The sequence below is a fragment of the Devosia sp. J2-20 genome, from assembly GCF_055808475.1.
The window spans coordinates 1107435-1128327 of sequence record NZ_CM147870.1; the positions used below are offsets into that span (position 1 = coordinate 1107435).

The following is a 20893-nucleotide window of genomic DNA, read 5'->3' on the forward strand; positions in this document are numbered from 1 at the left end:
CATGAGCAAACATGTCGCCGTGCTGATGGGGGGCTGGTCCAACGAGCGCCCTGTTTCGCTTGCCTCGGGCCGGGAATGCGCCGCTGCACTGCGTCGGGCAGGCTATCAGGTCACCGAAGTCGATGTCGGGCGCGACATTGCCAGTGTACTGAGCGAACTCAAGCCGGATGTGGCGTTCAATGCGCTGCATGGCCCCTTTGGCGAAAGCGGCATGATGCAAGGTGTGCTGGAGCTGCTGGGCATTCCCTATACCCATTCGGGCGTGCTGGCGTCGGCGCTGGCCATGGACAAGCATCAGGCCAAGATCGCCATGAAGGCGGCCGGCGTGCCGGTGACCGATCACGTTATCGTGTCACGGGCCGAAGCCGGACGCGCCCATGTGATGCCGCCACCCTATGTGATCAAGCCGATCGCTGATGGTTCGAGCTTTGGCGTGTTCATCGTCAAGGGCGATACCAGCCATCCGCCACAGGAAATCCTGCGCGAAGACTGGAATTCGGGCGAAGAGCTGATGGTGGAGCGCTATATTCCGGGGCGCGAGCTGACGTGTTCGGTGATGGGCGATGTGGCGCTTGGCGTCACCGAAATCGTCATTCCGCAGGGCTTCTACAACTATGAAGCCAAATACGCCAAAGGCGGCTCAACCCATATTATTCCGGCTCAGCTGCAACCGAAAATTTACGACAAAGTGCAAAAACTGAGCCTTGCCGCGCATGCGGCGCTCGGCTGCCGCGGCGTGACCCGGTGTGATTTCCGCTACAATGACGCGGCCGGCGAGGATGGGGAACTGGTCTGTCTGGAGATCAATACCCAGCCTGGCATGACCGAGACATCGCTGGTGCCCGAGCAGGCTGTGCATGCCGGACACTCCTTTGAAGAATTAGTCGCCTGGATGGTGGAGGACGCGAGTTGCAACAGGTAAAAAGCGAGACCTTTCTCGCTGGTGCGCGGATCGTGGATCCCCGTGCATTGCCCGTGCCTGTCCGCTCCTCCCGCCGCAAATTCGTCAACAATCTCGGCCGTGTCTGGGTGCTGCATGGCGCCCTGATCAAGCGTGGGCTGACCGTCGCGGCCGCTCTTGCTGGCCTGCTGGCCCTCTATCAACTACGCGAACCCATCGCCCATGGTGGCCTGGTTCTGGTTGAAGTTGCGCAGGGCCGCTTCGCCGATGCCGGTCTGGCGATTGGCGAAATCTCGATTACCGGTCAGGCACTGACCAGCGAACAGGCGATCTTCGATGCGCTGGGCGTTGAGCCGCACACCTCCACGGTGGCGTTCGATGTCGAAGCCGCGCGGCAGCGGATTGCCGAACTGCCGGCCATTGCCACCGTGAGCGTGCGCAAGATCTATCCTGGCGATCTGTCCATCACGCTGACCGAAAAGGCCCCTGTGGCGCGCTGGCGCGTTGATGGCATCACCTTTGTGGTCGATGCCAGTGGCGAACAGATCGGCGAGGATCGGGGCGCCTATGGCGATCTGCCGCTGGTGGTGGGCGATGGCGCCAATGATGATGCCATGGTGATGATCCGGGCGCTCGATCAATATCCCACCCTCAAGGATGGTCTGGTGGCGCTGTCGCGTATCGCGGACCGCCGCTGGGACATGATCTATGACACCGGCCTGCGCGTGCAATTGCCCGAACTGGGCGTTGCCGGCGCGCTGCGCCACCTGGTCGGCTATCAGGCCGATTATCAATTGCTCGACCGCGACGTCTCGGTGATCGACCTGCGGGTCGCCGGGCTTGTGGCTGTGCGTCCCACCCAATCTGACGAAGAAGCCGACGACCAATGATGAGTGATGCCATGACATCCCGGTTGCGCCCCGTGCAGCCCGGCAAGACGACGCTGGTGGCGGTGCTCGACATCGGCTCGACCAAGGTGTGCTGCGTGATCGCGCGTCTGACCCCGCGTGCCGAGGGCAAGGCGCTCAAGGGGCGCTCGCATCAGGCGCAGGTGATCGGCTTCGGCTATGGTCCCTCCGCTGGCGTCAAGAGCGGCGTGGTCACCGATATCGAAAAGGCCGAGCAGACCATCCGCTCGGTGGTGGGCATGGCTGAACGCTCGGCCGGGCTGACACTGGAGTCGGTGATCGTCAATGTCACTGCGGGCCGTCTGGGTTCGGAAACATTCTCGGCGGCGGTGTCGCTGGATGGTCAGGAAGTCGAAAAGGCCGACATCCGCCGCGTGCTGCGGGCGGTCAATGAGCGCTCGGTACGCCCGGAGCGCTCAATCATTCACGCGCTACCGATTGGTTACGCGATCGACGGCCAGAAGGGCATTCGCGATCCCAAGGGGATGGTGGGTGACAAGCTGGGCGTCGATGTTGCCGTGGTCAGCTCGGAGACGCTGGCGATGCGCAATCTCGAACTGGTGCTGCATCGCTGCCATTTGCAGATCGAAGCGCTGATCGCCACGCCTTATGCTTCGGGTCTGTCCACGCTGGTGGATGACGAGGCCAAGCTGGGCGTGGCCTGCATTGATTTTGGCGGCGCCACCACCACGGTTTCGGTCTTTAATGAAGGCCATCTGGTCTATGCCGATGCCATCGCCATTGGTGGCCACCATCTGACGCTCGATATTGCCCGCCAGCTATCGGTCAGCGTGGCCGATGCCGAACGGCTCAAGACATTCTACGGCTCGGTGCTGCCCGGTCAGGCTGATGAGCGCGACATGATCCCGATCCAGCCGGTGGGCGCCAGCCATGATGAGGCGCCGGGGCAGGTGGCCCGTTCGGTGCTGACGCGCATCATGCGCCCGCGCATCGAGGAAATTCTGACGGCCATTCGCGACCGCATGCAGGCTACCGGCATGATGGATGTGTGTGGGCGTCGCTTTGTGCTGACGGGCGGGGCCAGTGAAATGACCGGCCTGCCCGAAGTGGCGCGCCGCACGCTGGCGCGCAATGTGCGCACCGGCCGCCCGATGGGCGTTGCCGGCCTGCCCGAAATGGCCAAGGGCGCTGCCTTTGCGACGGTTACCGGCATGCTGGTCTATCCGCAGGTCTGCGCCAAGGAGTATTCCGAGCCGCGCGGCAGCCACAAGCTGACCGGCACGGACGGCTATTTCGCCCGCGTCGGCAACTGGTTGCGCACCAGCTTCTAGCGCCTAGTTCCCGGCATAGGCCTGTTGCAGGTCGGCGATGATCAGCTTGGTCATCTTGAACATCGCCTCGGTGGCGCGCTGGGCCCCGGCGGGGTCTGCGCCGCCAATTGTGCCGGCAAGCTGGTCGGGCACCACCTGCCAGCTCAACCCGAACCGGTCCTTGCACCAGCCACACTGGCCTGGTGAGCCGCCCCCACTGGTCAGCGTATCCCAAAAATAGTCGACTTCGTCCTGATCGCGGCAGCCGATGACGAAGGAGACCGCCTCACTGAAGGTGAATTGCGGGCCGCCATTGAGCAGCATGAAGCGGTGACCTTCGAGTTCGATCTCGGCAATCGCGGTGGGGGTATGCGCATCGCGGCGTACCCGCCGCAGGATTTTGGCGCTCTTGAAGGTGCCGGTATAAAATTCGATGGCGTCATCGATGCGATTGTCGAACCACAGGCACGTCATGATGTCGGTCATGGTGGTCTCCTTTGATCCCGTCGGGGGCAGGGCGAGAATCTGGCAAATTTCTTTTTGCGGCAGTTGGATCGCCTCACTGAGTCACGCGAGCAGGATATGCCGGAGCCAGCGTGGTTAACAGTGGTTCAATCGGTAACCAATCGGAGTCGCATTTTGCGATCACGTTAACGCCGGTGGGACAATTGTTAGGAGGGAGTTAACGTTTGACGGGGTAAATGTTTACCAACACCGCCACTATGAGGCCATTCATGACCATCAACCTCACCATCCCGGATATCCAGGAGTTGAAGCCCCGTATCACCGTCTTTGGTTGTGGTGGTGCCGGCGGCAACGCCGTCAACAACATGATCGAGTCCGGTCTTGATGGCGTGGACTTCGTTGTTGCCAATACCGATGCGCAGGCCCTGGCCTTGTCCAAGGCGCAGCGCATCATCCAGCTGGGCGTCGGTGTTACCGAAGGCCTGGGCGCCGGTTCGCACCCCGAAGTGGGTCGCGCGGCAGCCGAAGAGAGCTGGGACGAGATCAATGATCACCTTTCGGGCTCGCATATGGTGTTCATCACCGCGGGCATGGGCGGCGGTACCGGTACCGGTGCGGCTCCCGTGGTGGCCCGCGCAGCGCGCGAGCAGGGCATCCTGACCGTTGGTGTTGTCACCAAGCCATTCAATTTCGAAGGCAATCGTCGTGCCCGTCTGGCCGAAGATGGCATTGACGAGCTGCACCGCCATGTCGATACGCTGATCGTCATTCCCAATCAGAACCTGTTCCGCGTGGCCAATGAAAAGACCACCTTTGCCGACGCGTTTGCGATGGCCGACCAGGTGCTGTTTTCGGGCGTGGCCTGCATTACCGATCTGATGGTCAAGGAAGGCCTGATCAACCTCGATTTCGCCGACGTGCGCGCCGTAATGCGCGGCATGGGCAAGGCGATGATGGGTACCGGCGAAGCATCGGGCGAAGATCGTGCCCGCCACGCCGCCGAAGCTGCCATTGCCAACCCACTTCTCGACGATGTGTCGATGCACGGCGCTCGCGGCCTGCTGATCTCGATCACCGGTGGTCCGGATCTGACACTGTATGAAGTCGATGAAGCTGCCAGCCGCATCCGCGAAGAAGTCGATGTGGACTGCAACATCATTCTGGGCGCGACCTATGACCCAAGCCTGACGGGCACGCTGCGCGTGTCGGTTGTGGCCACGGGAACGGATGCGACCATGGTGCAGGCTCTTGAGCCCGCCAAGCCACATGCTTCGCGCACCCCACTTGAAGTGCGCCGCCATGTGCCGGTCGAGCCAAGCCGCACCGGTACTGAGCGCGCTGCCATCGCTTCGCCCGTGGCTGTGCCCGAGCAGGTCGAGCATCAGGTTGAAGCCGCTGTGGCCGAAGCCTTCTCGTTTAACGACATCACCCCCAGCACCCCGGCCGAAGCCGAAGATGATGGCGTGATGGTCGAGCCCTATATCCCCGCTGCCGCTGTTGCGCCGCAGGAAGACGACGAGCCCGTGATGGCCGCCGACTCACCTGTACCAAGCGCATATGTGCCCTCGCATGCCGTTCACCCCGAAGGTCAGCGCCGCATGCCGCGTACCGAGGAGCTTCCGGTTGTTGCGCGACGGACACAGGAACCAGCGGAACGTGCTGATGCAGAGCCTCGCAATGCGCGTGCGCTGTTCAAGCGTCTGGCGTCAAATGTTGGTCTTAACCTGGGCCAGCCAGAGGCGCCCCAGAAGAGCGAACCAGCCTATTCCGCCGCCGATGACAATGCCGCTCGCAGCGCCATAGAGGCCGGTGGCGCAAGGGCTTCGCGGGTTGCTGCCCCAACCGAGGGTGCCCATGGCAATCTCGACAATCATGCCCGCCAGCCTGCCGCGGCACCCCAGAAAGAGAGCCTGGAAATTCCAGCTTTCCTGCGCAAGCACGGTTAGTTGGTTCCCCCGGGAATCTTGAAACATTGCTCGGTGCGGCTTCCGCACCGAGTTTTTTGGCTAGTACAGGCCGTGGGCAAACGCGGCTTGGGGTCGGAGTAATTCCAGTATGCAAAAACTGAACACGCGCCAGCGTACCCTCGCGGCTGCGATCGACTTCTCCGGCTACGGTGTCCACAGCGGTCAGCCAGTCAACCTGACAATCAGTCCAGCAGCGGCCGATAGCGGCTTCCTGATCTGCCGCACGCTTGAGAACGGCACCACGACCGTGCCGGTGCAGGTGCATTTTTCGCGGGTCAGCCGAACCACGCTGTGCACGACGCTCGATCTGGGTGACAGCGTCAGCGTTGCCACCATCGAACATGTGACCTCTGCCCTCAGCGGAATGGGCGTCGACAATGCGCTCATTACCATTGATGGCAGTGAATGCCCGATCCTGGATGGCAGTGCCCGTCCGTTCGCCGAGGCAATCCTGGCGGCAGGTCTGGAAATCCAGCCCGCGCACCGCAAGTTTCTCAAGATCATGCGCGCCGTTACCGTGCGCAACAATGACGCCTTTGCCGCGCTTGAGCCCTATAATGGCCGCTCGCTCGATCTCGAAATCGATTTTGACAGCAAGGTCATTGGTCGCCAGCGGATGATCTTCGACTGGACGCCGCGTCGCTATTACGACGATGTCTCGCGCGCCCGCACATTCGGCTTTGCCCGTGATGCCAAGATCCTCCGGCAAGCTGGCTATGCGCTGGGCTCGAGCCTGGATAATTCGATCACCGTGCACGAGGATCGTATCCTCAACCCGGGTGGGCTGCGTTACGAAGACGAGTTCGTTCGCCACAAGCTGCTTGATGCCATTGGCGATCTGTCGCTGGGCGGTCTGCCGATCTGGGGCCGTTTCCGTTCCTATAAGGGCGGGCACGCGCTCAACGCCCATGTGTTGACCGGTCTCTTTTCCAGTGAAGCCAATTATGAGATAGTCAGCGCCGATGATCTGCCGCTGGAGTTCCAGGCGTTCGATGAGCAGCCTGAGGGTCTGACGGTCAATCATTATCTGCGCTCGGTGCGCTAGGCTGTTCCAGCCGGCGTGGCCTGCGCCATAGTTTTGATCTATTTACTGAATAGGCCGCATGCAGTGCGGTTTTCGTATGAAAGACGGGGCAATTCGTGACAGTTGAAGCTTTTGGTGGTCTCACCAGCCGGGCCGCCCGGTTCCTGACGATTGCTCTGGTGACGGCGGTTCTGGCCGGTTGCTCCCTGTTCGGACCTTCCAAGGTCAAGGAAGAGCCAATCATTCCTGCCGCAACGCTGTATCAGAAGGCGTTGGACGATATGGACCGGCAGTATTTCCAGACGGCTATCAAGTCGCTGGAACAGCTTGATCGCCAGCATCCACGCGATCCGCTGACTGAAAAGTCCAAGCTGATGCAGGTTTTCGCGAACTATCGCGCCAACCAGCTCGATGAGGCCATTCTGGCAGCAGACCGCTATCTGGCGGTCTATCCCAATGGCAAGGACGCGCCCTACGTGATGTACCTCAAGGGCAATTCCTATTTTGCCCAGATCAAGGACATCACCCGCGACCAGCAGCTCTCTGCTGACGCCATCGAAACCTACCAGCTGTTGATTTCAAACTATCCCCGGTCCGAATACGCCAAGGATGCCAAGGAAAAGCTGCTGATTGCCTATGACCAGCTGGCGGGCAAGGAAATGTCGGTGGGCCGCTATTATCTGGGCAATGGCCAGTATACGGCTGCCATCAACCGCTTCCGCGTTGTGGTGGAAACCTGGCAGACCTCGACCCATATCGAGGAAGCGCTGTATCGCCTGACCGAAGCCTATCTGTCGCTGGGTCTGACCAATGAAGCCATGACTGCTGCCGCTGTGCTGGGCCACAACTACCCATCGAGCAGCTGGTACAAGGAAGCCTTTGCGCTGCTGGGCAAGCAGGGTCTGGCACCCGCCGTCAATAATGGCAGCTGGCTGGCCGGCCTGCGCAACTAGGCGCCGCAAGATTTTGTTGCTAGTTTGTTCCGGGGCGCTATGATGCGCCCCGGTTCGTTTGTGTAACAGGCGGGCTTCGGCAACGCTGGCGTGACCGCCTTCCTGTGCGAAAGCGGGATTGATGGTTTCGCAGGAACGGTGCCGGGATGATAACCTGCCTGGTGTAACGCGCTGGCCTGATGCCACCGACCACGCAATCTGGGATAACACCGCGCATGCTGAACGCGCTCTCGGTTCGCAACATCGTCCTTATCGACCAGCTTGATCTGGCTCTCGACGCCGGCATGACCGTGCTGACCGGCGAGACCGGTGCGGGCAAGTCCATCCTGCTCGACGCGCTGACGCTGGCGCTGGGCGGCCGCGGTGACGCATCGCTGGTGCGCAGCGGTCAGGAGAGCGGGCAGGTGGTTGCCGTGCTGCAACTGGCGGCGGACCATCCGGCGCGTACCGCCTTGCGCGACAATGCCATTCCCGATGACGAAGACATCATTCTGCGTCGCGTACAGTTTGCCGATGGGCGCACGCGGGCCTTCATCAATGATCAGCCGGTCTCGGCGGCGCTGTTGCAGCGTGTGGGAAGCCAGATCGTGGAAATCCATGGTCAGCATGATGACCGCGCGCTGGTCGATGTGGCGACCCACAGGGCGGCGCTCGATGCTTTCGGCGAACTGGAAGGCGCCGCTGGCAAGGTTCGTGACGCCTGGGAGGGCGTGAGCGCCGCGCAAGAGGCTGTGGCCGCCCAAAAGGCGTTGGTGGCCGAGGCGCTGGCCGCTGAGGAATATGCCCGCCATACCGTTGATGAGCTGGGCAAGCTCAAGCCGCAGGTGGGCGAAGAGGACGAGCTGGCAGCGCGGCGGACGCATTTGCAGCAGGTCGAGCGGTCGGCCTCAGATGTCGGCGAGATCGACGACATGCTCAATGGCCCGAACGCACCGGCACCGGCGCTGGCCAGCCTGATGCGGCGGCTGATGCGCAAGATTGACGGTGGTTCGAGCCTGTTCCAGCCTATCGTGGACAGCATCGACGCTTCGCTGACCAGTCTGGACCACACCAGCGATGCGCTCGAAGAGCTCAAACGCTCCATGGCCTATGATCCGGCCGAGCTGGAGGATGTCGAAGAGCGGCTGTTCGCGCTGCGCGCTGCGGCCCGCAAGCACCAGACCAGTTGCGACGGGCTGATCGAGGTGCTGGAGAAATACACCGCTGATCTGGAAACGCTGCAGAGCGGGGAGACCCGGCTGGTGGCGCTACAAGCGGCAGAAGCCAAGGCGCTCGAAAGCTATCGCAAGCTGGCGGGCACGCTGAGCGCTGGCCGCGCCAAGGCCGCCAAGGCGCTGGGCAAGGCGGTCGGCGCCGAACTGCCCGATCTCAAACTGGGTTCGGCCAGGTTCATCGTTGATCATCAGATCGAGGAGAGCCGGATTGCCGCCGCCGGGTTCGATCAGATCGCCTTTCATGTCCAGACCAATCCGGGCACGGCGGCGGGCCCCTTGCTCAAGGTGGCCTCGGGTGGTGAGCTCAGCCGGTTCCTGCTGGCGCTCAAGGTGGTGCTGGCCGACCGGGGTTCTGCGCCCGTGCTGATCTTTGACGAAATCGACACCGGGGTGGGTGGCGCGGTTGCCGACGCCATTGGCCGGCGTCTGGCGCGGCTGGCGGGCAAGGTGCAGGTGCTTTCAGTAACCCATGCACCCCAGGTCGCCGCGCGCGCCCAGCGCCATCTGCTGATCGAAAAGCAGATGGTCAAGGAAGGCGCCTTCATGCGCACCCATGTCAAACCGCTCGACACTGCCGCCCGGCAGGAAGAAGTGGCACGCATGCTGGCGGGGGCGGAAATCACCGATGAAGCGCGGGCTGCTGCCAGTAAGCTCTTGAGCGCGGTGGGGTAGGGTGAGGTGCCCCCACCTTACCTCCCCCTGATAGGGGGAGGGATGGGTCCGGTGGTCTTGAATGCTCGTGCCCAATCTCAATTCTGTCCCTCCCCCTATCAGGGGGAGGTTAGGTGGGGGTAATATCCAGCTATCCCTGCGTCCCTTGCGTTTTTCCGAGACTTCCATGACCGAACTGTCCGCAAAATCCGTCGAAACGCTGTCCGAGGACGAGGCCAAGGCTGAATTGCAGCGGCTGGCCGAGGCCATCGCGGCCGCCGATATCGCCTATCACCAGAACGACAAGCCCGAAATCAGCGACGGGGATTACGACGCGCTGCGCCGCCGCAATGACGCCATCGAGCAGCGTTTTCCAGCGCTGGTGGTGCAGAACGGGCCGTCGGTTGCTGTCGGTGCTGCGGTTGCCGAAGGCTTTGCCAAGGTGCGGCACGGCATTCCCATGCTCAGCCTGGGCAATGCTTTTGAAGACGATGATGTGGTCGACTTCGTCGGTCGCGCCAAGGGTTTCTTCCAGAAGGACCTGCTGCGCGATCCCGCGATGAAGCTCTATTTCACCGCCGAGCCCAAGATCGATGGCCTGTCGGCCTCGCTACGCTATGAAGACGGGGTGTTCGTGCGCGGGGCAACCCGGGGCGACGGCACCGAGGGTGAAGACATCACTGCCAATCTGCGCACCATTGGCGATATTCCCGAAAAGCTGAAGGGTTCGGGCTGGCCAGCGGTGATCGAGATCCGCGGCGAGGTCTATATGACTCATGCCGAGTTCCAGCGGCTCAAGGCGCATTCGGCAAAGTTTGGTGGGCAGGACTACGTCAATCCGCGTAACACGGCTGCCGGCTCATTGCGCCAGAAGAACCCAGAGATCACCGCCAGCCGCAATCTCAATTTCTTTGCCTATGCCTGGGGCGAGGCCAGCGCGCCGCCAGCCGAGACGCAGTATGAGGCGGTGCAGAAGTTCGCCGAATGGGGCTTTGCCACCAATCGGTTGATGATCCGCACCGATTCCACGGACGAATTGCTGGCGCACTATCGCTCCATCGAGACCCAGCGCGCCACGCTGGGCTACGACATTGATGGCGTGGTCTATAAGCTGGACCGGCTCGACCTGCAGCAGCGCTGGGGCTTTGTCGCGCGCGCGCCCCGCTGGGCCATTGCGCATAAGTTCCCGGCCGAACAGGCGACCACGATCCTGACCGGCATCGACATTCAGGTCGGGCGCACCGGGGCGCTGACGCCGGTGGCGCGACTGGCGCCGGTCACCGTGGGCGGTGTGGTGGTCGAGAATGCCACGCTGCACAATGAGGACTATATCAAGGGTCTGGGCAATGATGGCGAGCCGATCCGCAATGGGGTGGATCTGCGCGTCGGCGATACGGTGATCGTGCAGCGCGCCGGTGACGTTATCCCGCAGATCGTTGATGTGGTGCTCGACAAGCGCCCGCAAGACGCCGTGCCGTTCGTCTTTCCCGAGACCTGTCCGGTGTGCGGTTCGCCCGCCGTGCGCGAGGTCAATGAAAAGACCGGCAAGGTGGATTCCAAGCGCCGCTGTACCGGGGAACTGGTGTGTCCCGCCCAGGCCATTGAAAAGCTCAAGCATTTCGTGGCCCGCGATGCCCTTGATATTGATGGGCTGGGCGACCGGCAGGTGACCCAGTTCTACGAAGAGGGCCGCATTGCCCGTCCGGCCGATATCTTCACGCTCAAGGCGCGCGACGAGCGCTCGATGAAAAAGCTCAAGGATGTAGACGGTTTTGGCGCGACCTCGGTCAAGAAGCTGTTCGACGCCATCGATGCGCGGCGCGCGCCGGAGCTGGATCGTTTCATCTATGCGCTGGGCATTCGCCATGTCGGGGAAACCACCGCAGCGCTGCTGGCCAAGACTTTCACCAGCATGGATGAATTCCGCCGCGTCGCGATCGAGGCCACCCATGCCGAGGGCGACAAGCACGCCGTGTTCCCCGAAATCAACGGCATTGGCGATACGGTGCGCAGCTCGGTGATGGGGTTCTTCGCCAATGATCGCAACATTCAGGCGCTCGATGATCTGCTGGCCGAGGTCAAGCCGCAGGACTACATCGTCACCGTGTCGGCCGATAGCGTGGTGGCGGGCAAGACGGTGGTGTTCACCGGTTCGCTCGGAAAAATGACACGATCGGAAGCCAAGGCTATGGCCGAGCGGCTGGGCGCCAAGGTGGCCGGCTCGATTTCGGCGCAGACCGATATTCTGGTGGCTGGCCCCGGTGCAGGGTCCAAGCTGAAAAAGGCTGAAGAACTCGGTGTCGAGGTGATCAGCGAAGATGAGTGGTTCGAACGCGTCGAACAATAGCGCGGGTGCCACGGGGGAGAGCGTGATGCGAATTTCGGGCCTAATGGCGGCAGCGCTGATGCTGCCTGTTGCGGCTTCGGCCAGCGAGACGGGCGAGCTTGTCACCAGCCATCTCTATGCCGGCACGCTCGGCGAAGGGCAGGCGGCTCTGGTCGCTGGCAAGGACGCCGGGGAGGCCGAGGCCTGTTTTGGCTGGTCGGTGCTGCAACTGGCTGCCTCGTTCGAAGGGTTGGCGCAGGACTTATACCGCTATGGCGCGACCACGCCGGGCACACCGGCGGCCGCCATGCTGCTGGGCGTGGGCATGGTAGAGGATGCTGTTCCCGCCAATCCCGATCCCGAAGCGCTCAGCTATGCCGCGCTGCGCAGCGTTATCGGTGATTTCCGCGACGACATCGCGCTGGCCCAGATCAGTTTTGAATGCGGCGGCGATGCCAATGCCACTTATGTGGTGCCGGTTGACGTGCTGGCGGCACGCATTGATTTCAATGGTGACGGGCAAACCGGCGACGGCGAAACGCTGGGCGCATTTCTGGCGCCCTTGCTGGGTGAATTCGAGGAGATGCCTGCCGCGCACGCGCTGGACGAGAAATCCAAATCCAAGGGTGTCGCTGCGGCGCCGGACAGCACAGTGGGGTTTGATACCGCTGATGCCATCTGGCTGGCCGGCTACACCCAGGTGATCAAGTTGCAGCTCGATCTTGTGCTGGCGCATGACTTCGAGGATTTCTTCAATGCCTATCTGCATCGGGTGTTTCCGCTGTCCGGTCTGCCCATGCAGGATTATTCCCAGGGTGGCTTCCTGCTGATGGACCCTGATAGCGATGCAGGCATTGCCGATATCATTGCGGCCATCCACACGCTGAATTTTCCGGTGATCGACAAGCCGCTGCTGGCCAGCATTCCGGCCCAGCTCAAGCATGTCACGGCGCTGTCACGGCAGAACTGGGATTTGATCCTGGCCGAAACGGACGATGATCGCGAATTGCTGCCCGGACCGACCCAGAGCTCGTTGTTTGGCGCGGCCGAGGTGAATGCGGAGATGGTGGCAGCGTGGCGCGAAACGCTCGATGTGCTCGACCAGGTGTTTGACGGGCAATTGCTGGTGCCCCATTGGCGCTTTGCCCAGGGGTTCGATCTGAAGGCCTATTTCGAAACCGCCGAGCGCACCGATCTGGTGATGCTGCTGACCGGGCAGGGCGCCTTGCCCTATCTCAAGGACGGCCCCATCGCCGACGCCGACAGCTTTGCGGCGGCCAATACGGCTTTTGGTGATGCCTTCTTCAACTACGCTTTCTGGTTCAATTGAGCCTTCGCGTCGGCTGGCTGCCGGCGCGCTTGTAACGTACCGCATTGACCGTTCTGGCCGCCCGCATGGCGCGAGCGCGCAGCGGCTGTGCCGATCCTGTGGAGACGAATATGCGCCTTGCTGTCCTTGCTGCCAGCCTGTTTCTAGCCTTGAGCAGTGTTGCTGCCGCCCAGCCCTTCGAGACGTCCGAAGCGCTGCTTGAGGCATTCTACAAGCCTTATCTGACTGGTGACTTTTCGGTTGATGACGCCGTGTTCCGCTCGGCAGGTCTTCAGGCGCTGTATGATGCAGACGCCGAAAACACCCCGGAAGGTGAAATGGGTGCGCTGGGCTTTGATCCCTATATCGATGCCCAGGACTTCGAGCTGAGCGCGCTGCATATCGATACCCCTGCGATCTCGGGCGGCTACGCCACAGTGGTGGTGACCTTCAGCAATTTCGGTGCGCGGCGCAGCCTGAGCTACGAGCTGGTGCAGGAAGCCGATGGCTGGAAGATCGACGACGTGGTCTCGAGCAATGCCGATAATCCCTACCGCCTCAGCGACATCTTTGTCGGGGCCGCGCAATAGGGGCCAGATTGCCCAATGGTAATGCTGTGCCGCCTTTTGGTCATGGCGTGATCACAGTTGTGCCGTGTGCCGTCACTACCCATATGGCGGGACACAGGGAGAGCATGCATGCGTACAGGGCTATTGGTGATGATTGCGGCGGGACTGGCCATGGTGCTGCCAGCGACAGCCGCGGACCGGTTTGACGACCCCAAGGCGCTGGTGGCGGCGATCTACGCCGAGTATCAGCCGGGCACGCTGGCCAGCGAGCCGACAGCCTATTATTCGCGCCGGCTGCAATCGGTGTTCGATCAGGCGCTGGAAAACAGGATGTTCGCCAATGATGCGGCGATTTCCGGCGCCGAGTTCAAGCCGGCCGAGATGTTCAATCCCTTTCTGCCTGATGTCAGCGCGCTGCTGTTTGATCTGACCATTGGCGAGCCATTGATGATTGGCGACCGCGCCGTGGTCAGTGTCAGCTACCACAATTTCGATCATCCCCGACTGCTCAGCATCGCCACCGTGCGCGAGGATGGCGGCTGGAAAGTCGATGATGTGGCGGCCCTGGGCAGCGACGAGAACTGGCTGCTCAGCTGGGCGCTGACCTATGATCCGCTAGGGTTCTGAGCGGGCGGAGTTTTCTTTGCGGTCGCGACATCCCTCCCGGCCTCCCCCATCAGAGGAAAGGCCGGGAGGGTGACTGTCATTCTTTGATAGCGAGGTGACACCCAGCCGCTAAAGCGCTGCGGTCGCCGTCTGCAGCCAGTTGCGCACCGTCGCATCGACCTTGGGGCCGATCTCTTCGAACACCCGCTGGTGATAGGCGTTGAGCCAGTCGCGCTCGGTCGGGCTGAGCAGCGTTACCTCGATCAGGCGCCGGTCGATGGGGGCCAGGGTCAGGGTCTCGAAGTCGTAAAACCCGGCAAAGCTGCTGTCCTGCACGATGATCAGGTTCTCGATGCGGATGCCATATTCACCGGCCTTGTAATAGCCGGGCTCGTTGGAAAGCACATTGCCGGCCGCCAGTGGAGTGGGGTAGCGCGAGGCGATGCCGATGGGTCCCTCATGCACGCCCAGATAGGCGCCGACGCCGTGGCCGGTGCCGTGATTGTAGGTGACGCCATCCTGCCAGAGAAACTGGCGGGCCAGAATATCGAGCTGAGCGCCGCTGGTGCCCTTGGGGAAGCGGGCCTGGGTGATGGCGATCATGCCCTTGAGCACGCGGGTGAAGCGGTCGCGCTGTTCGGGCGTGGTGGGTCCCGTCGAGAGCGTGCGGGTGATGTCTGTGGTGCCCGAGAGGTATTGCGCCCCGCTATCGACCAGCATGATCTCCCCGGGCTTGAGCGTGCGGTCGGTCTTGGTGGTCACCCGGTAATGCACGATGGCGCCATTGGGACCGGCGCCCGAAATGGTGTCGAAGCTGGCATCGACGCAGGTTTCCTCTTCACGCCGGAATGCTTCGAGCGCGGTGACAATGCCGATCTCGGTCAGCCCGCCCTTGGGCGCGGTGGCGTCGAACCAGGCCAGGAACTTGGCCAGCGCCACGCCGTCCAGAGTATGGGCTTCGCGCATGCCGGCCAGTTCAGCATCGTTCTTGACCGCCTTGGGCAGCAGCACCGGATCGCGCTTTTCGAGCAGCTTGGCGCCAGCCTCGCGCAGCGTGGTGGCAATAGCGGCCGGGGCGGTGCTGGGGTCGATCAATACGGTCTTGCCCGCACTGCCCAAACCGGCCAGATCACGGGTCAGCGTGTCGGTCGTGGCAATGTGGGCCACGCCCTTCAGCGTCGTCCTGAGGTCATTGGTGATCTTGGCGGCATCGAGATAAAGCGTTGGCTGCCCGCTGCGTGGCACAATGGCAAAGCCGAGCACGAAGGGCGTGTTCGGCACATCGCGCCCGCGCATGTTGAGCAGCCAGCAGATCGACTCGGGCAGGGTCAGCACGCCGGCGTCAGCCTTGTCGGTTCCAAGGCTGGCCTGAATGGCAATGATCTTTTCACCAGCGCTTTGGCCGGCCCGGTTGTGTCCGAGAAATTCGATCGGGCTGACCGGCGCGCCGGGGCGGTCGCTCCAGATCGCGTCGACCAGATTGGCGTGAGGCACGATGGTGCAATGCTCGCCCAGCTGTTCGCTCAGACTGCGCACCTCGCCGGGCGTGTGCAGCCAGGGGTCATAGGCCAGCGTCCCGCCCTTGGGCACATAGCTGGACAAGTCCGGGGAATAGCCCGCGCCGAGCCATTCGTGGATGTCGACCTTGTCGGTATCGGTCTGGGCCGGGGCCTGCAGGGTATAGCGGCTATCAACGAACAGTCCCGCCTTGTCGGGGCCGACAATGGCCATGCCGGCCGAGCCGGTGAAGCCGGTGACATAGGCCAGCCGTGCGTCGCCCGCGGGGACCGACTCGCCGCGATGGGCGTCGGCACGCGGAATCAGGAAGGCGTCCACCCCGGCCTTGGTCATGGCGGCGCGCAGGGCATTCAGCCGGGGGGCGACATTGGCGGGGTCCACCTTTTCCTCAAAGCTCTGGAACACGGCGGGCGGAAAGCTGGAGGCGGTCATCAAGAAGGTCCTTGGGGCGGGAGTATCCAATAGCGGAGTGCGCTCCGGTCATGGCTGGCTTGAGCGATCAGGGCATAGCAAATCGCGCAGGAAAGCCTAACTTAGTGTCAGAACACAGGAGAGCAAATATGAGCAACGAGAAGAATTTCTTCGTCCGCACCGTCGAAGCCATGGTTGCCAGCCGCGAACGTTCCGCACAGCGTTACGTTGCGCGCTACCAGCGTGATCTGGGCCTGGGCAAAGACGAATTCACCAAGCGTTAATCAGGCCTGCACGCCTTGCAGGGGTGCTGTGCCAATTTGGGCCTAACTGAACGCTTCGGGTTGGCCTAGATAGACTGCGACGACGGCAAAAGACCGCGTCAAAGTGCATGGAGATGACGATGACTGAGAGCAAGAACGATTTTCGCAAGACACTGGGTTCGGTTATCGATGCCCGTGGTCGCGAAACGAGCCGCCAGGTCAGCTATCGCATGCAGCACCAGCTGATCGGCGCGTTCACCAAGCGCCCGTAAGGCCGCTGCAGTTTACTGCTGACGATCTGACGATCCCCGGAGCCTGCTTCGGGGATTTTGCTTTGTCTGGATAGTGTCGCACTTTGGCGCATGCGGCGCCGCTCGATGTGCGCAGTGTGTGCACCATTTCGTGCAAACTGCGCTCACCGATGCGGTGGCGCCGCTACTTCATTTCCAGCATCAGCGTGGTCCATTCCTTGCGCTGCAATTTCTGGGTCAGGGTCATGCCCTGGCGGGCATAGGCGTTGATCACGCCGCGCGCCTGATGCTGCAAGATGCCCGACAGGATAATGGTTGCGCCCTTCTGGGCTGCCCGGCCAACCGAGGGTGCCAGCGCCATGAGCGGACCGGCCAGAATATTGGCTACGATCAGATCATAGGGGCCGTTCTGGGCGATGGTCGGGTTGGTCATGCCGGTGGCTTCCACCGCGATGATCAGCTTGCCCACCCCGTTCTGCTCGGCATTGGCGATGGTGGTGGTCACCGAAATGGGGTCGATATCGCTGGCGATCACCGGGCTCTTGGTGCGCTTGGCCAGGGCGATGGCGAGCACGCCCGTGCCGGTACCAACATCGATCATGTGGCGCGGCTTCTTGCGCTTGAGCAGCATGTTGATGGCTTCAAGGCAGCCGGTTGTGGTTTCGTGGTGACCGGTACCAAAGGCCTGTGCCGCATCGATTTTCATCGCTGTCAGGCCGCCGGGGACCGGGCCGGTTTCATGGCTGCCATAAACATAGAACCCGCCGGCGCTGACCGGTGCCAGACCCTCAAGTGATTTGGCAACCCAGTTGAAATCCGGATCAATTGGCGAAACCGAAAAATCAACTTTGCCACCAAGGGTCTGGCGCGCCAGTTCAACAAATGATTCAAGGTCGGGCGGGCTATCGCAGGTGGCCTCGAAGAACCATTCGCCGGTCTCTTCATTCTCGTGGGCCGAGGCCGTCAGTGCCAGATCATCCCGTTCCATGACCGCATCGACCAGTGCATAGGCCTGATCCTTGGTGAGCGGGGCGGAGAGCTGATCGACGGACATGGCAATATTCCCTTGGTTTGTGCCTTGTTGCGCCATCGGCCCGCGGGCGTCAATCCGAGTTGTCCCCAATGTGCATGTCTCGTGCTAGTTTTGATCAGAACGCACACGGGAGTCGGCGATGTATGGATTGATGGGCAGGATGCTGGCCGCACCGGGGGAACGTGAGGCGCTGCTGGCAATCATGCTGGAGGGACATGCGCCCATGCCCGGCTGTCGCAGCTATGTCATCGCCCGCGATCCCAAGAGCGAGGATGGCATCTGGATTACCGAGGTGTGGGACAGCAAGCAGGCGCACACCGACTCGCTGCAATTGCCTCATGTGCAGGCGACCATTGCCAAGGCAAAGCCGATCATTGCCGGCTTCGCCGAATTTATCGAGACCGAGCCATTGGGTGGCAGGGGGCTCTAGAGCTGCACGGCAGTGCCCGAGACCGACACCATCAGCATCGAGCCACCCTGGCCGACCACTTCGTAGTCGATATCAACGGCCACCACGGCATCAGCGCCCAGGCGACGCGCTTCAGCTTCGAGTTCGGCAAAGGCCTGCCGCCGCGCATCGCGCAGGGTGGATTCATATGCGCCAGCGCGGCCACCGACGATGTCGCGGATCGGCCGGCCTTCGAGGGTAGGGGTGGTCGAGATGATCATGGCGGGCTCCTTAGGGCTCGTACAACGTCCAATGCATATAGGGTGAACCCAAGGCGGGCGGCTCACCCCTTGGTAACAAAACTCTCCAAGACCTTCTTGCGCCCGGCTTTTTCGAAGTCGATGGTCAACTTGTTGCCTTCGATGCCGGCGATGGCGCCGTAGCCGAATTTGAGGTGGAAGACACGCTCGCCAAAGGCGAAGGCGGATTTGTCGTTGCCGATATCGACCGAGCGGGCGACCAGATCGCCGTCAATGGTCATGGGCCCGGCGCTCTTGCGACTGGACTGCTGGGCGCGGGCGCGCTGCCAGCCGGGCGTTTCATAGACGCTCTCGAACGGGTCGGTCTTGTTGAAGCGGCTGGCGGCACCGCCTCCACCGCCATAGCCATAGCCACCATAGGAGGAACCGGTATCGGTGACCTCCACGGCGTCGGCGGGCAGTTCATCAAGAAAGCGGGACGGAATGGCGGACTGCCAGAGGCCATGGATGCGACGGTTCTGGGCGGCGGAAATGCGCACGCGCTTGCGACCGCGGGTAATGCCGACATAAGCCAGACGGCGTTCTTCTTCGAGCCCGGCACGGCCGGATTCATCCATGGTGCGCTGGCTGGGGAATGTGCCTTCTTCCCAGCCGGGCAGGAAAACCGTGTTGAATTCCAATCCCTTGGCGCCATGCAGAGTCATTATGGTGACGGCATCGGCCGCGTCAGCACTGTCGCGGTCCATGACCAGCGAGATGTGTTCGAGGAAGCCGCCCAAGGTTTCGAACTCCTCCATGGCGCGGCTGAGTTCCTTGAGGTTTTCCTTGCGACCTTCGGACTCCACCGATTTGTCGGCGCTGAGCATGTCGGTATAGCCGCTTTCCTCAAGGATCTGCTCGACCATCTCGAAGGGCTTCAGTGTCTGGGCGCGGAAGGCCCAATCGTCGAATTGGCCAATCAGGCTGCGTAGGGTGGTGCGCTGCTTGGGCTTGAGCTCTTCGGTTTCGAGTAGCAACCGCGTGGCGGACAGCAGCGGCAGGTCCTGCAGTCTGGCCGTCTCCATGAGCATTTTGAGGGTGGCATCGCCAATGCCGCGCTTGGGCACATTGATGATGCGCTCAAAGGCAAGATCGTCGGCGGGCTGGGCCACAAGGCGCAGATAGGCCAGGGCGTCGCGGATTTCCTTGCGCTCGTAAAAGCGCGGTCCGCCAATGACGCGATAATTGAGGCCGAGGGTGATGAAGCGCTCTTCGAACTCGCGCATCTGGAAGCTGGCGCGCACCAGGATTGCCACAGAGTTGAGCGGCTCACCGGCGCGCTGATATTGCTCGATCTCTTCACCGATCGCGCGGGCTTCCTCTTCGGAATCCCAGACCTGGGTGATGGCAACCGGTTCGCCCTTTTCGGCGACATCGGTCTGCAGCGTCTTGCCCAGGCGGCCTTCGTTGAAGGCGATGATGCTGGAGGCGGCCTTGAGGATGTTGGCGGTGGAGCGGTAATTGCGCTCGAGCTTGATCACCTTGGCGCCCGGAAAGTCCTTCTCGAAGCGCAATATGTTGTCGACCTCGGCACCGCGCCAGCCATAGATGGACTGATCATCGTCACCGACCACGCAGATATTGGCTTCGGGGGCGGGCTTGCCCTGGGCCAGCAGGCGCAGCCAGAGATATTGAGCGACATTGCTGTCCTGGTATTCGTCCACCAGCATGTATTTGAATTTGCGGTGATATTCGGCCAGCACGTCCGGGTTTTCCCGGAACAGGCGAATGCATTCGAGCAGCAGGTCGCCGAAATCGGCGGCGTTGAGGGATTTTAGTCGGGCCTGATAGTCGTAATAGAGCTTGCCGCCCATACCATTGGCATAGGAGCCGCTATCGGCCGAGGATACGTCCTTGGGCAGCAGCCCCTTGTTCTTCCAGCCATCCATCATCGAGGCGAAGAGCTTGGCAGGCCAACGCTTCTCGTCGATGCCCTCAACAGCCAGCAATTGCTTGATCAGCCGGATCTGGTCATCGGTATCAAGGATGGTGAAGGAACTGGTCAGGCCCACCAGACCGGCATGGCCCCGCAGGATACGAGCACCGATGGAGTGGAACGTGCCCATCCAGGGCATGGCGTCGAGACGCGGGACCAGCTTTTCGATGCGCTCCTTCATCTCCCGGGCGGCCTTGTTGGTAAAGGTCACCGACAGGATCTGGGAGGGCCAGGCGCGGTTGGTATTGATGATGTGAGCAATGCGGGTGGTCAGTACGCGGGTCTTGCCCGTCCCGGCACCTGCCAGCACCAGAAGCGGGCCGTCAATGCTCTCGACGGCGTCACGCTGTTCCTCGTTGAGGCCCTGCAGGTAGTCGACCGGCTGCTGGCTCTTGAACTGGCTGGTAATAGCACCGGCAGCGGGGCGGGCGAGGGGGTGGTCTGCACCGGACATTAATAGCCTTTCCAACACTGCGCGCCGTTGTGGGCGCAGCAGCGCGGCGTTGACGAATCTTGATTTGTTCTCCTGCGAATATAGGGATGGGGGACCACAATGTATAGAACGCGGCGGCGTCACTGATCCGTCATGCGAGCGTCATGGGACTGTAGCGTGTCCTGCTTAAGGCACCC

At 62.0% G+C, this 20893-nt stretch carries 19 protein-coding genes; 14 read left to right on the top strand and 5 right to left on the bottom strand.

Annotation, left to right across the window (positions count from 1 at the left end):
- Nucleotide 1: 1 nt before the first annotated feature.
- The 3 genes from AC0L37_RS05390 to ftsA are packed head-to-tail and all read left to right on the top strand — an operon-like array spanning nucleotide 2 to nucleotide 3101.
- Nucleotides 2-922: a D-alanine--D-alanine ligase gene (locus AC0L37_RS05390; protein WP_212657396.1), complete on the top strand. Its 921-nt coding sequence runs from the start codon at nucleotides 2-4 to the stop codon at nucleotides 920-922.
- On the top strand, nucleotides 910-1791 hold the full coding sequence (locus tag AC0L37_RS05395; protein WP_269369160.1) for a cell division protein FtsQ/DivIB: 882 nt from the start codon (nucleotides 910-912) through the stop codon (nucleotides 1789-1791). Before AC0L37_RS05390 ends, AC0L37_RS05395 begins: the two co-directional genes overlap by 13 nt.
- An 11-nt stretch (nucleotides 1792-1802) precedes the next feature.
- The gene (gene ftsA / locus AC0L37_RS05400; protein ID WP_249327573.1) at nucleotides 1803-3101 is read left to right on the top strand and encodes a cell division protein FtsA; all 1299 of its coding nucleotides are present in this window, start codon (nucleotides 1803-1805) and stop codon (nucleotides 3099-3101) included.
- A 3-nt stretch (nucleotides 3102-3104) separates the two neighbouring features.
- On the opposite strand, the gene AC0L37_RS05405 is transcribed toward ftsA, so the two are convergent.
- On the bottom strand, nucleotides 3105-3566 hold the full coding sequence (locus AC0L37_RS05405) for a VOC family protein (RefSeq protein WP_282221777.1): 462 nt from the start codon (nucleotides 3564-3566) through the stop codon (nucleotides 3105-3107).
- A gap of 248 nt (nucleotides 3567-3814) precedes the next feature.
- Between AC0L37_RS05405 and ftsZ the strand changes: the two genes are divergently transcribed.
- The 8 genes from ftsZ (at nucleotide 3815) to AC0L37_RS05445 (ending at nucleotide 14185) form a co-directional block, all read left to right on the top strand.
- Nucleotides 3815-5491: a cell division protein FtsZ gene (ftsZ, locus tag AC0L37_RS05410; RefSeq protein WP_269369164.1), complete on the top strand. Its 1677-nt coding sequence runs from the start codon at nucleotides 3815-3817 to the stop codon at nucleotides 5489-5491.
- Nucleotides 5492-5600: 109 nt separating this feature from the next.
- Nucleotides 5601-6557, top strand: coding sequence for a UDP-3-O-acyl-N-acetylglucosamine deacetylase (gene lpxC, locus AC0L37_RS05415; protein ID WP_282221776.1), 957 nt, complete (start codon nucleotides 5601-5603; stop codon nucleotides 6555-6557).
- 95 nt (nucleotides 6558-6652) lie between these two features.
- Nucleotides 6653-7489: an outer membrane protein assembly factor BamD gene (locus AC0L37_RS05420; RefSeq protein ID WP_269369167.1), complete on the top strand. Its 837-nt coding sequence runs from the start codon at nucleotides 6653-6655 to the stop codon at nucleotides 7487-7489.
- A gap of 215 nt (nucleotides 7490-7704) precedes the next feature.
- Nucleotides 7705-9375, top strand: a complete 1671-nt coding sequence (gene recN / locus AC0L37_RS05425) for a DNA repair protein RecN (protein WP_282221775.1) — start codon at nucleotides 7705-7707, stop codon at nucleotides 9373-9375.
- A gap of 175 nt (nucleotides 9376-9550) precedes the next feature.
- Nucleotides 9551-11701, top strand: a complete 2151-nt coding sequence (gene ligA, locus AC0L37_RS05430) for an NAD-dependent DNA ligase LigA (protein WP_473315339.1) — start codon at nucleotides 9551-9553, stop codon at nucleotides 11699-11701.
- A gap of 25 nt (nucleotides 11702-11726) precedes the next feature.
- Complete coding sequence (locus tag AC0L37_RS05435; protein ID WP_282221774.1) at nucleotides 11727-13010, top strand: hypothetical protein; 1284 nt, start codon at nucleotides 11727-11729, stop codon at nucleotides 13008-13010.
- A gap of 110 nt (nucleotides 13011-13120) precedes the next feature.
- The gene (locus AC0L37_RS05440; protein WP_282221773.1) at nucleotides 13121-13579 is read left to right on the top strand and encodes a DUF3828 domain-containing protein; all 459 of its coding nucleotides are present in this window, start codon (nucleotides 13121-13123) and stop codon (nucleotides 13577-13579) included.
- 108 nt (nucleotides 13580-13687) lie between these two features.
- A complete protein-coding gene (locus AC0L37_RS05445; RefSeq protein WP_282221772.1) occupies nucleotides 13688-14185 on the top strand; it encodes a hypothetical protein in 498 nt (165 codons plus the stop codon).
- 108 nt (nucleotides 14186-14293) lie between these two features.
- On the opposite strand, the gene AC0L37_RS05450 is transcribed toward AC0L37_RS05445, so the two are convergent.
- Nucleotides 14294-16114, bottom strand: coding sequence for an aminopeptidase P family protein (locus AC0L37_RS05450; RefSeq protein ID WP_282221771.1), 1821 nt, complete (start codon nucleotides 16112-16114; stop codon nucleotides 14294-14296).
- 128 nt (nucleotides 16115-16242) lie between these two features.
- Between AC0L37_RS05450 and AC0L37_RS05455 the strand changes: the two genes are divergently transcribed.
- Nucleotides 16243-16377 carry a hypothetical protein gene (locus AC0L37_RS05455; RefSeq protein WP_269369174.1) on the top strand — a complete coding sequence of 45 codons (135 nt, stop codon included), beginning with the start codon at nucleotides 16243-16245 and terminating at the stop codon, nucleotides 16375-16377.
- 119 nt (nucleotides 16378-16496) lie between these two features.
- Entirely contained in the window at nucleotides 16497-16628 is a 132-nt protein-coding gene (locus tag AC0L37_RS05460; RefSeq protein WP_269369176.1) for a hypothetical protein, read from the top strand.
- 163 nt (nucleotides 16629-16791) lie between these two features.
- On the opposite strand, the gene AC0L37_RS05465 is transcribed toward AC0L37_RS05460, so the two are convergent.
- The gene (locus AC0L37_RS05465) at nucleotides 16792-17661 is read right to left on the bottom strand and encodes a 50S ribosomal protein L11 methyltransferase (RefSeq protein ID WP_212657407.1); all 870 of its coding nucleotides are present in this window, start codon (nucleotides 17659-17661) and stop codon (nucleotides 16792-16794) included.
- A 118-nt stretch (nucleotides 17662-17779) separates the two neighbouring features.
- Here AC0L37_RS05465 and AC0L37_RS05470 point away from each other — a divergent pair, with 118 nt between their 5' ends.
- The gene (locus tag AC0L37_RS05470) at nucleotides 17780-18070 is read left to right on the top strand and encodes a putative quinol monooxygenase (RefSeq protein ID WP_282221770.1); all 291 of its coding nucleotides are present in this window, start codon (nucleotides 17780-17782) and stop codon (nucleotides 18068-18070) included.
- On the opposite strand, the gene AC0L37_RS05475 is transcribed toward AC0L37_RS05470, so the two are convergent.
- Nucleotides 18067-18309, bottom strand: coding sequence for a heavy metal-binding domain-containing protein (locus tag AC0L37_RS05475; protein WP_282221769.1), 243 nt, complete (start codon nucleotides 18307-18309; stop codon nucleotides 18067-18069). The two genes, AC0L37_RS05470 and AC0L37_RS05475, sit on opposite strands and share 4 nt — an antisense overlap.
- Before the next feature lie 62 nt (nucleotides 18310-18371).
- Nucleotides 18372-20717: an ATP-dependent helicase gene (locus AC0L37_RS05480; RefSeq protein ID WP_282221768.1), complete on the bottom strand. Its 2346-nt coding sequence runs from the start codon at nucleotides 20715-20717 to the stop codon at nucleotides 18372-18374.
- Nucleotides 20718-20893: the final 176 nt, after the last annotated feature.

Coding starts and splice junctions, on each gene's coding strand:
- AC0L37_RS05390 (WP_212657396.1), top strand. CDS start 2: ATGAGCAAACATGTCGCCGTGCTGATGGGGGGCTGGTCCAACGAGCGC.
- ftsA (WP_249327573.1), top strand. CDS start 1,803: ATGACATCCCGGTTGCGCCCCGTGCAGCCCGGCAAGACGACGCTGGTG.
- AC0L37_RS05405 (WP_282221777.1), bottom strand. CDS start 3,566: ATGACCGACATCATGACGTGCCTGTGGTTCGACAATCGCATCGATGAC.
- ftsZ (WP_269369164.1), top strand. CDS start 3,815: ATGACCATCAACCTCACCATCCCGGATATCCAGGAGTTGAAGCCCCGT.
- lpxC (WP_282221776.1), top strand. CDS start 5,601: ATGCAAAAACTGAACACGCGCCAGCGTACCCTCGCGGCTGCGATCGAC.
- recN (WP_282221775.1), top strand. CDS start 7,705: ATGCTGAACGCGCTCTCGGTTCGCAACATCGTCCTTATCGACCAGCTT.
- AC0L37_RS05435 (WP_282221774.1), top strand. CDS start 11,727: ATGCGAATTTCGGGCCTAATGGCGGCAGCGCTGATGCTGCCTGTTGCG.
- AC0L37_RS05440 (WP_282221773.1), top strand. CDS start 13,121: ATGCGCCTTGCTGTCCTTGCTGCCAGCCTGTTTCTAGCCTTGAGCAGT.
- AC0L37_RS05445 (WP_282221772.1), top strand. CDS start 13,688: ATGCGTACAGGGCTATTGGTGATGATTGCGGCGGGACTGGCCATGGTG.
- AC0L37_RS05450 (WP_282221771.1), bottom strand. CDS start 16,114: ATGACCGCCTCCAGCTTTCCGCCCGCCGTGTTCCAGAGCTTTGAGGAA.
- AC0L37_RS05455 (WP_269369174.1), top strand. CDS start 16,243: ATGAGCAACGAGAAGAATTTCTTCGTCCGCACCGTCGAAGCCATGGTT.
- AC0L37_RS05460 (WP_269369176.1), top strand. CDS start 16,497: ATGACTGAGAGCAAGAACGATTTTCGCAAGACACTGGGTTCGGTTATC.
- AC0L37_RS05465 (WP_212657407.1), bottom strand. CDS start 17,661: ATGTCCGTCGATCAGCTCTCCGCCCCGCTCACCAAGGATCAGGCCTAT.
- AC0L37_RS05470 (WP_282221770.1), top strand. CDS start 17,780: ATGTATGGATTGATGGGCAGGATGCTGGCCGCACCGGGGGAACGTGAG.
- AC0L37_RS05475 (WP_282221769.1), bottom strand. CDS start 18,309: ATGATCATCTCGACCACCCCTACCCTCGAAGGCCGGCCGATCCGCGAC.
- AC0L37_RS05480 (WP_282221768.1), bottom strand. CDS start 20,717: ATGTCCGGTGCAGACCACCCCCTCGCCCGCCCCGCTGCCGGTGCTATT.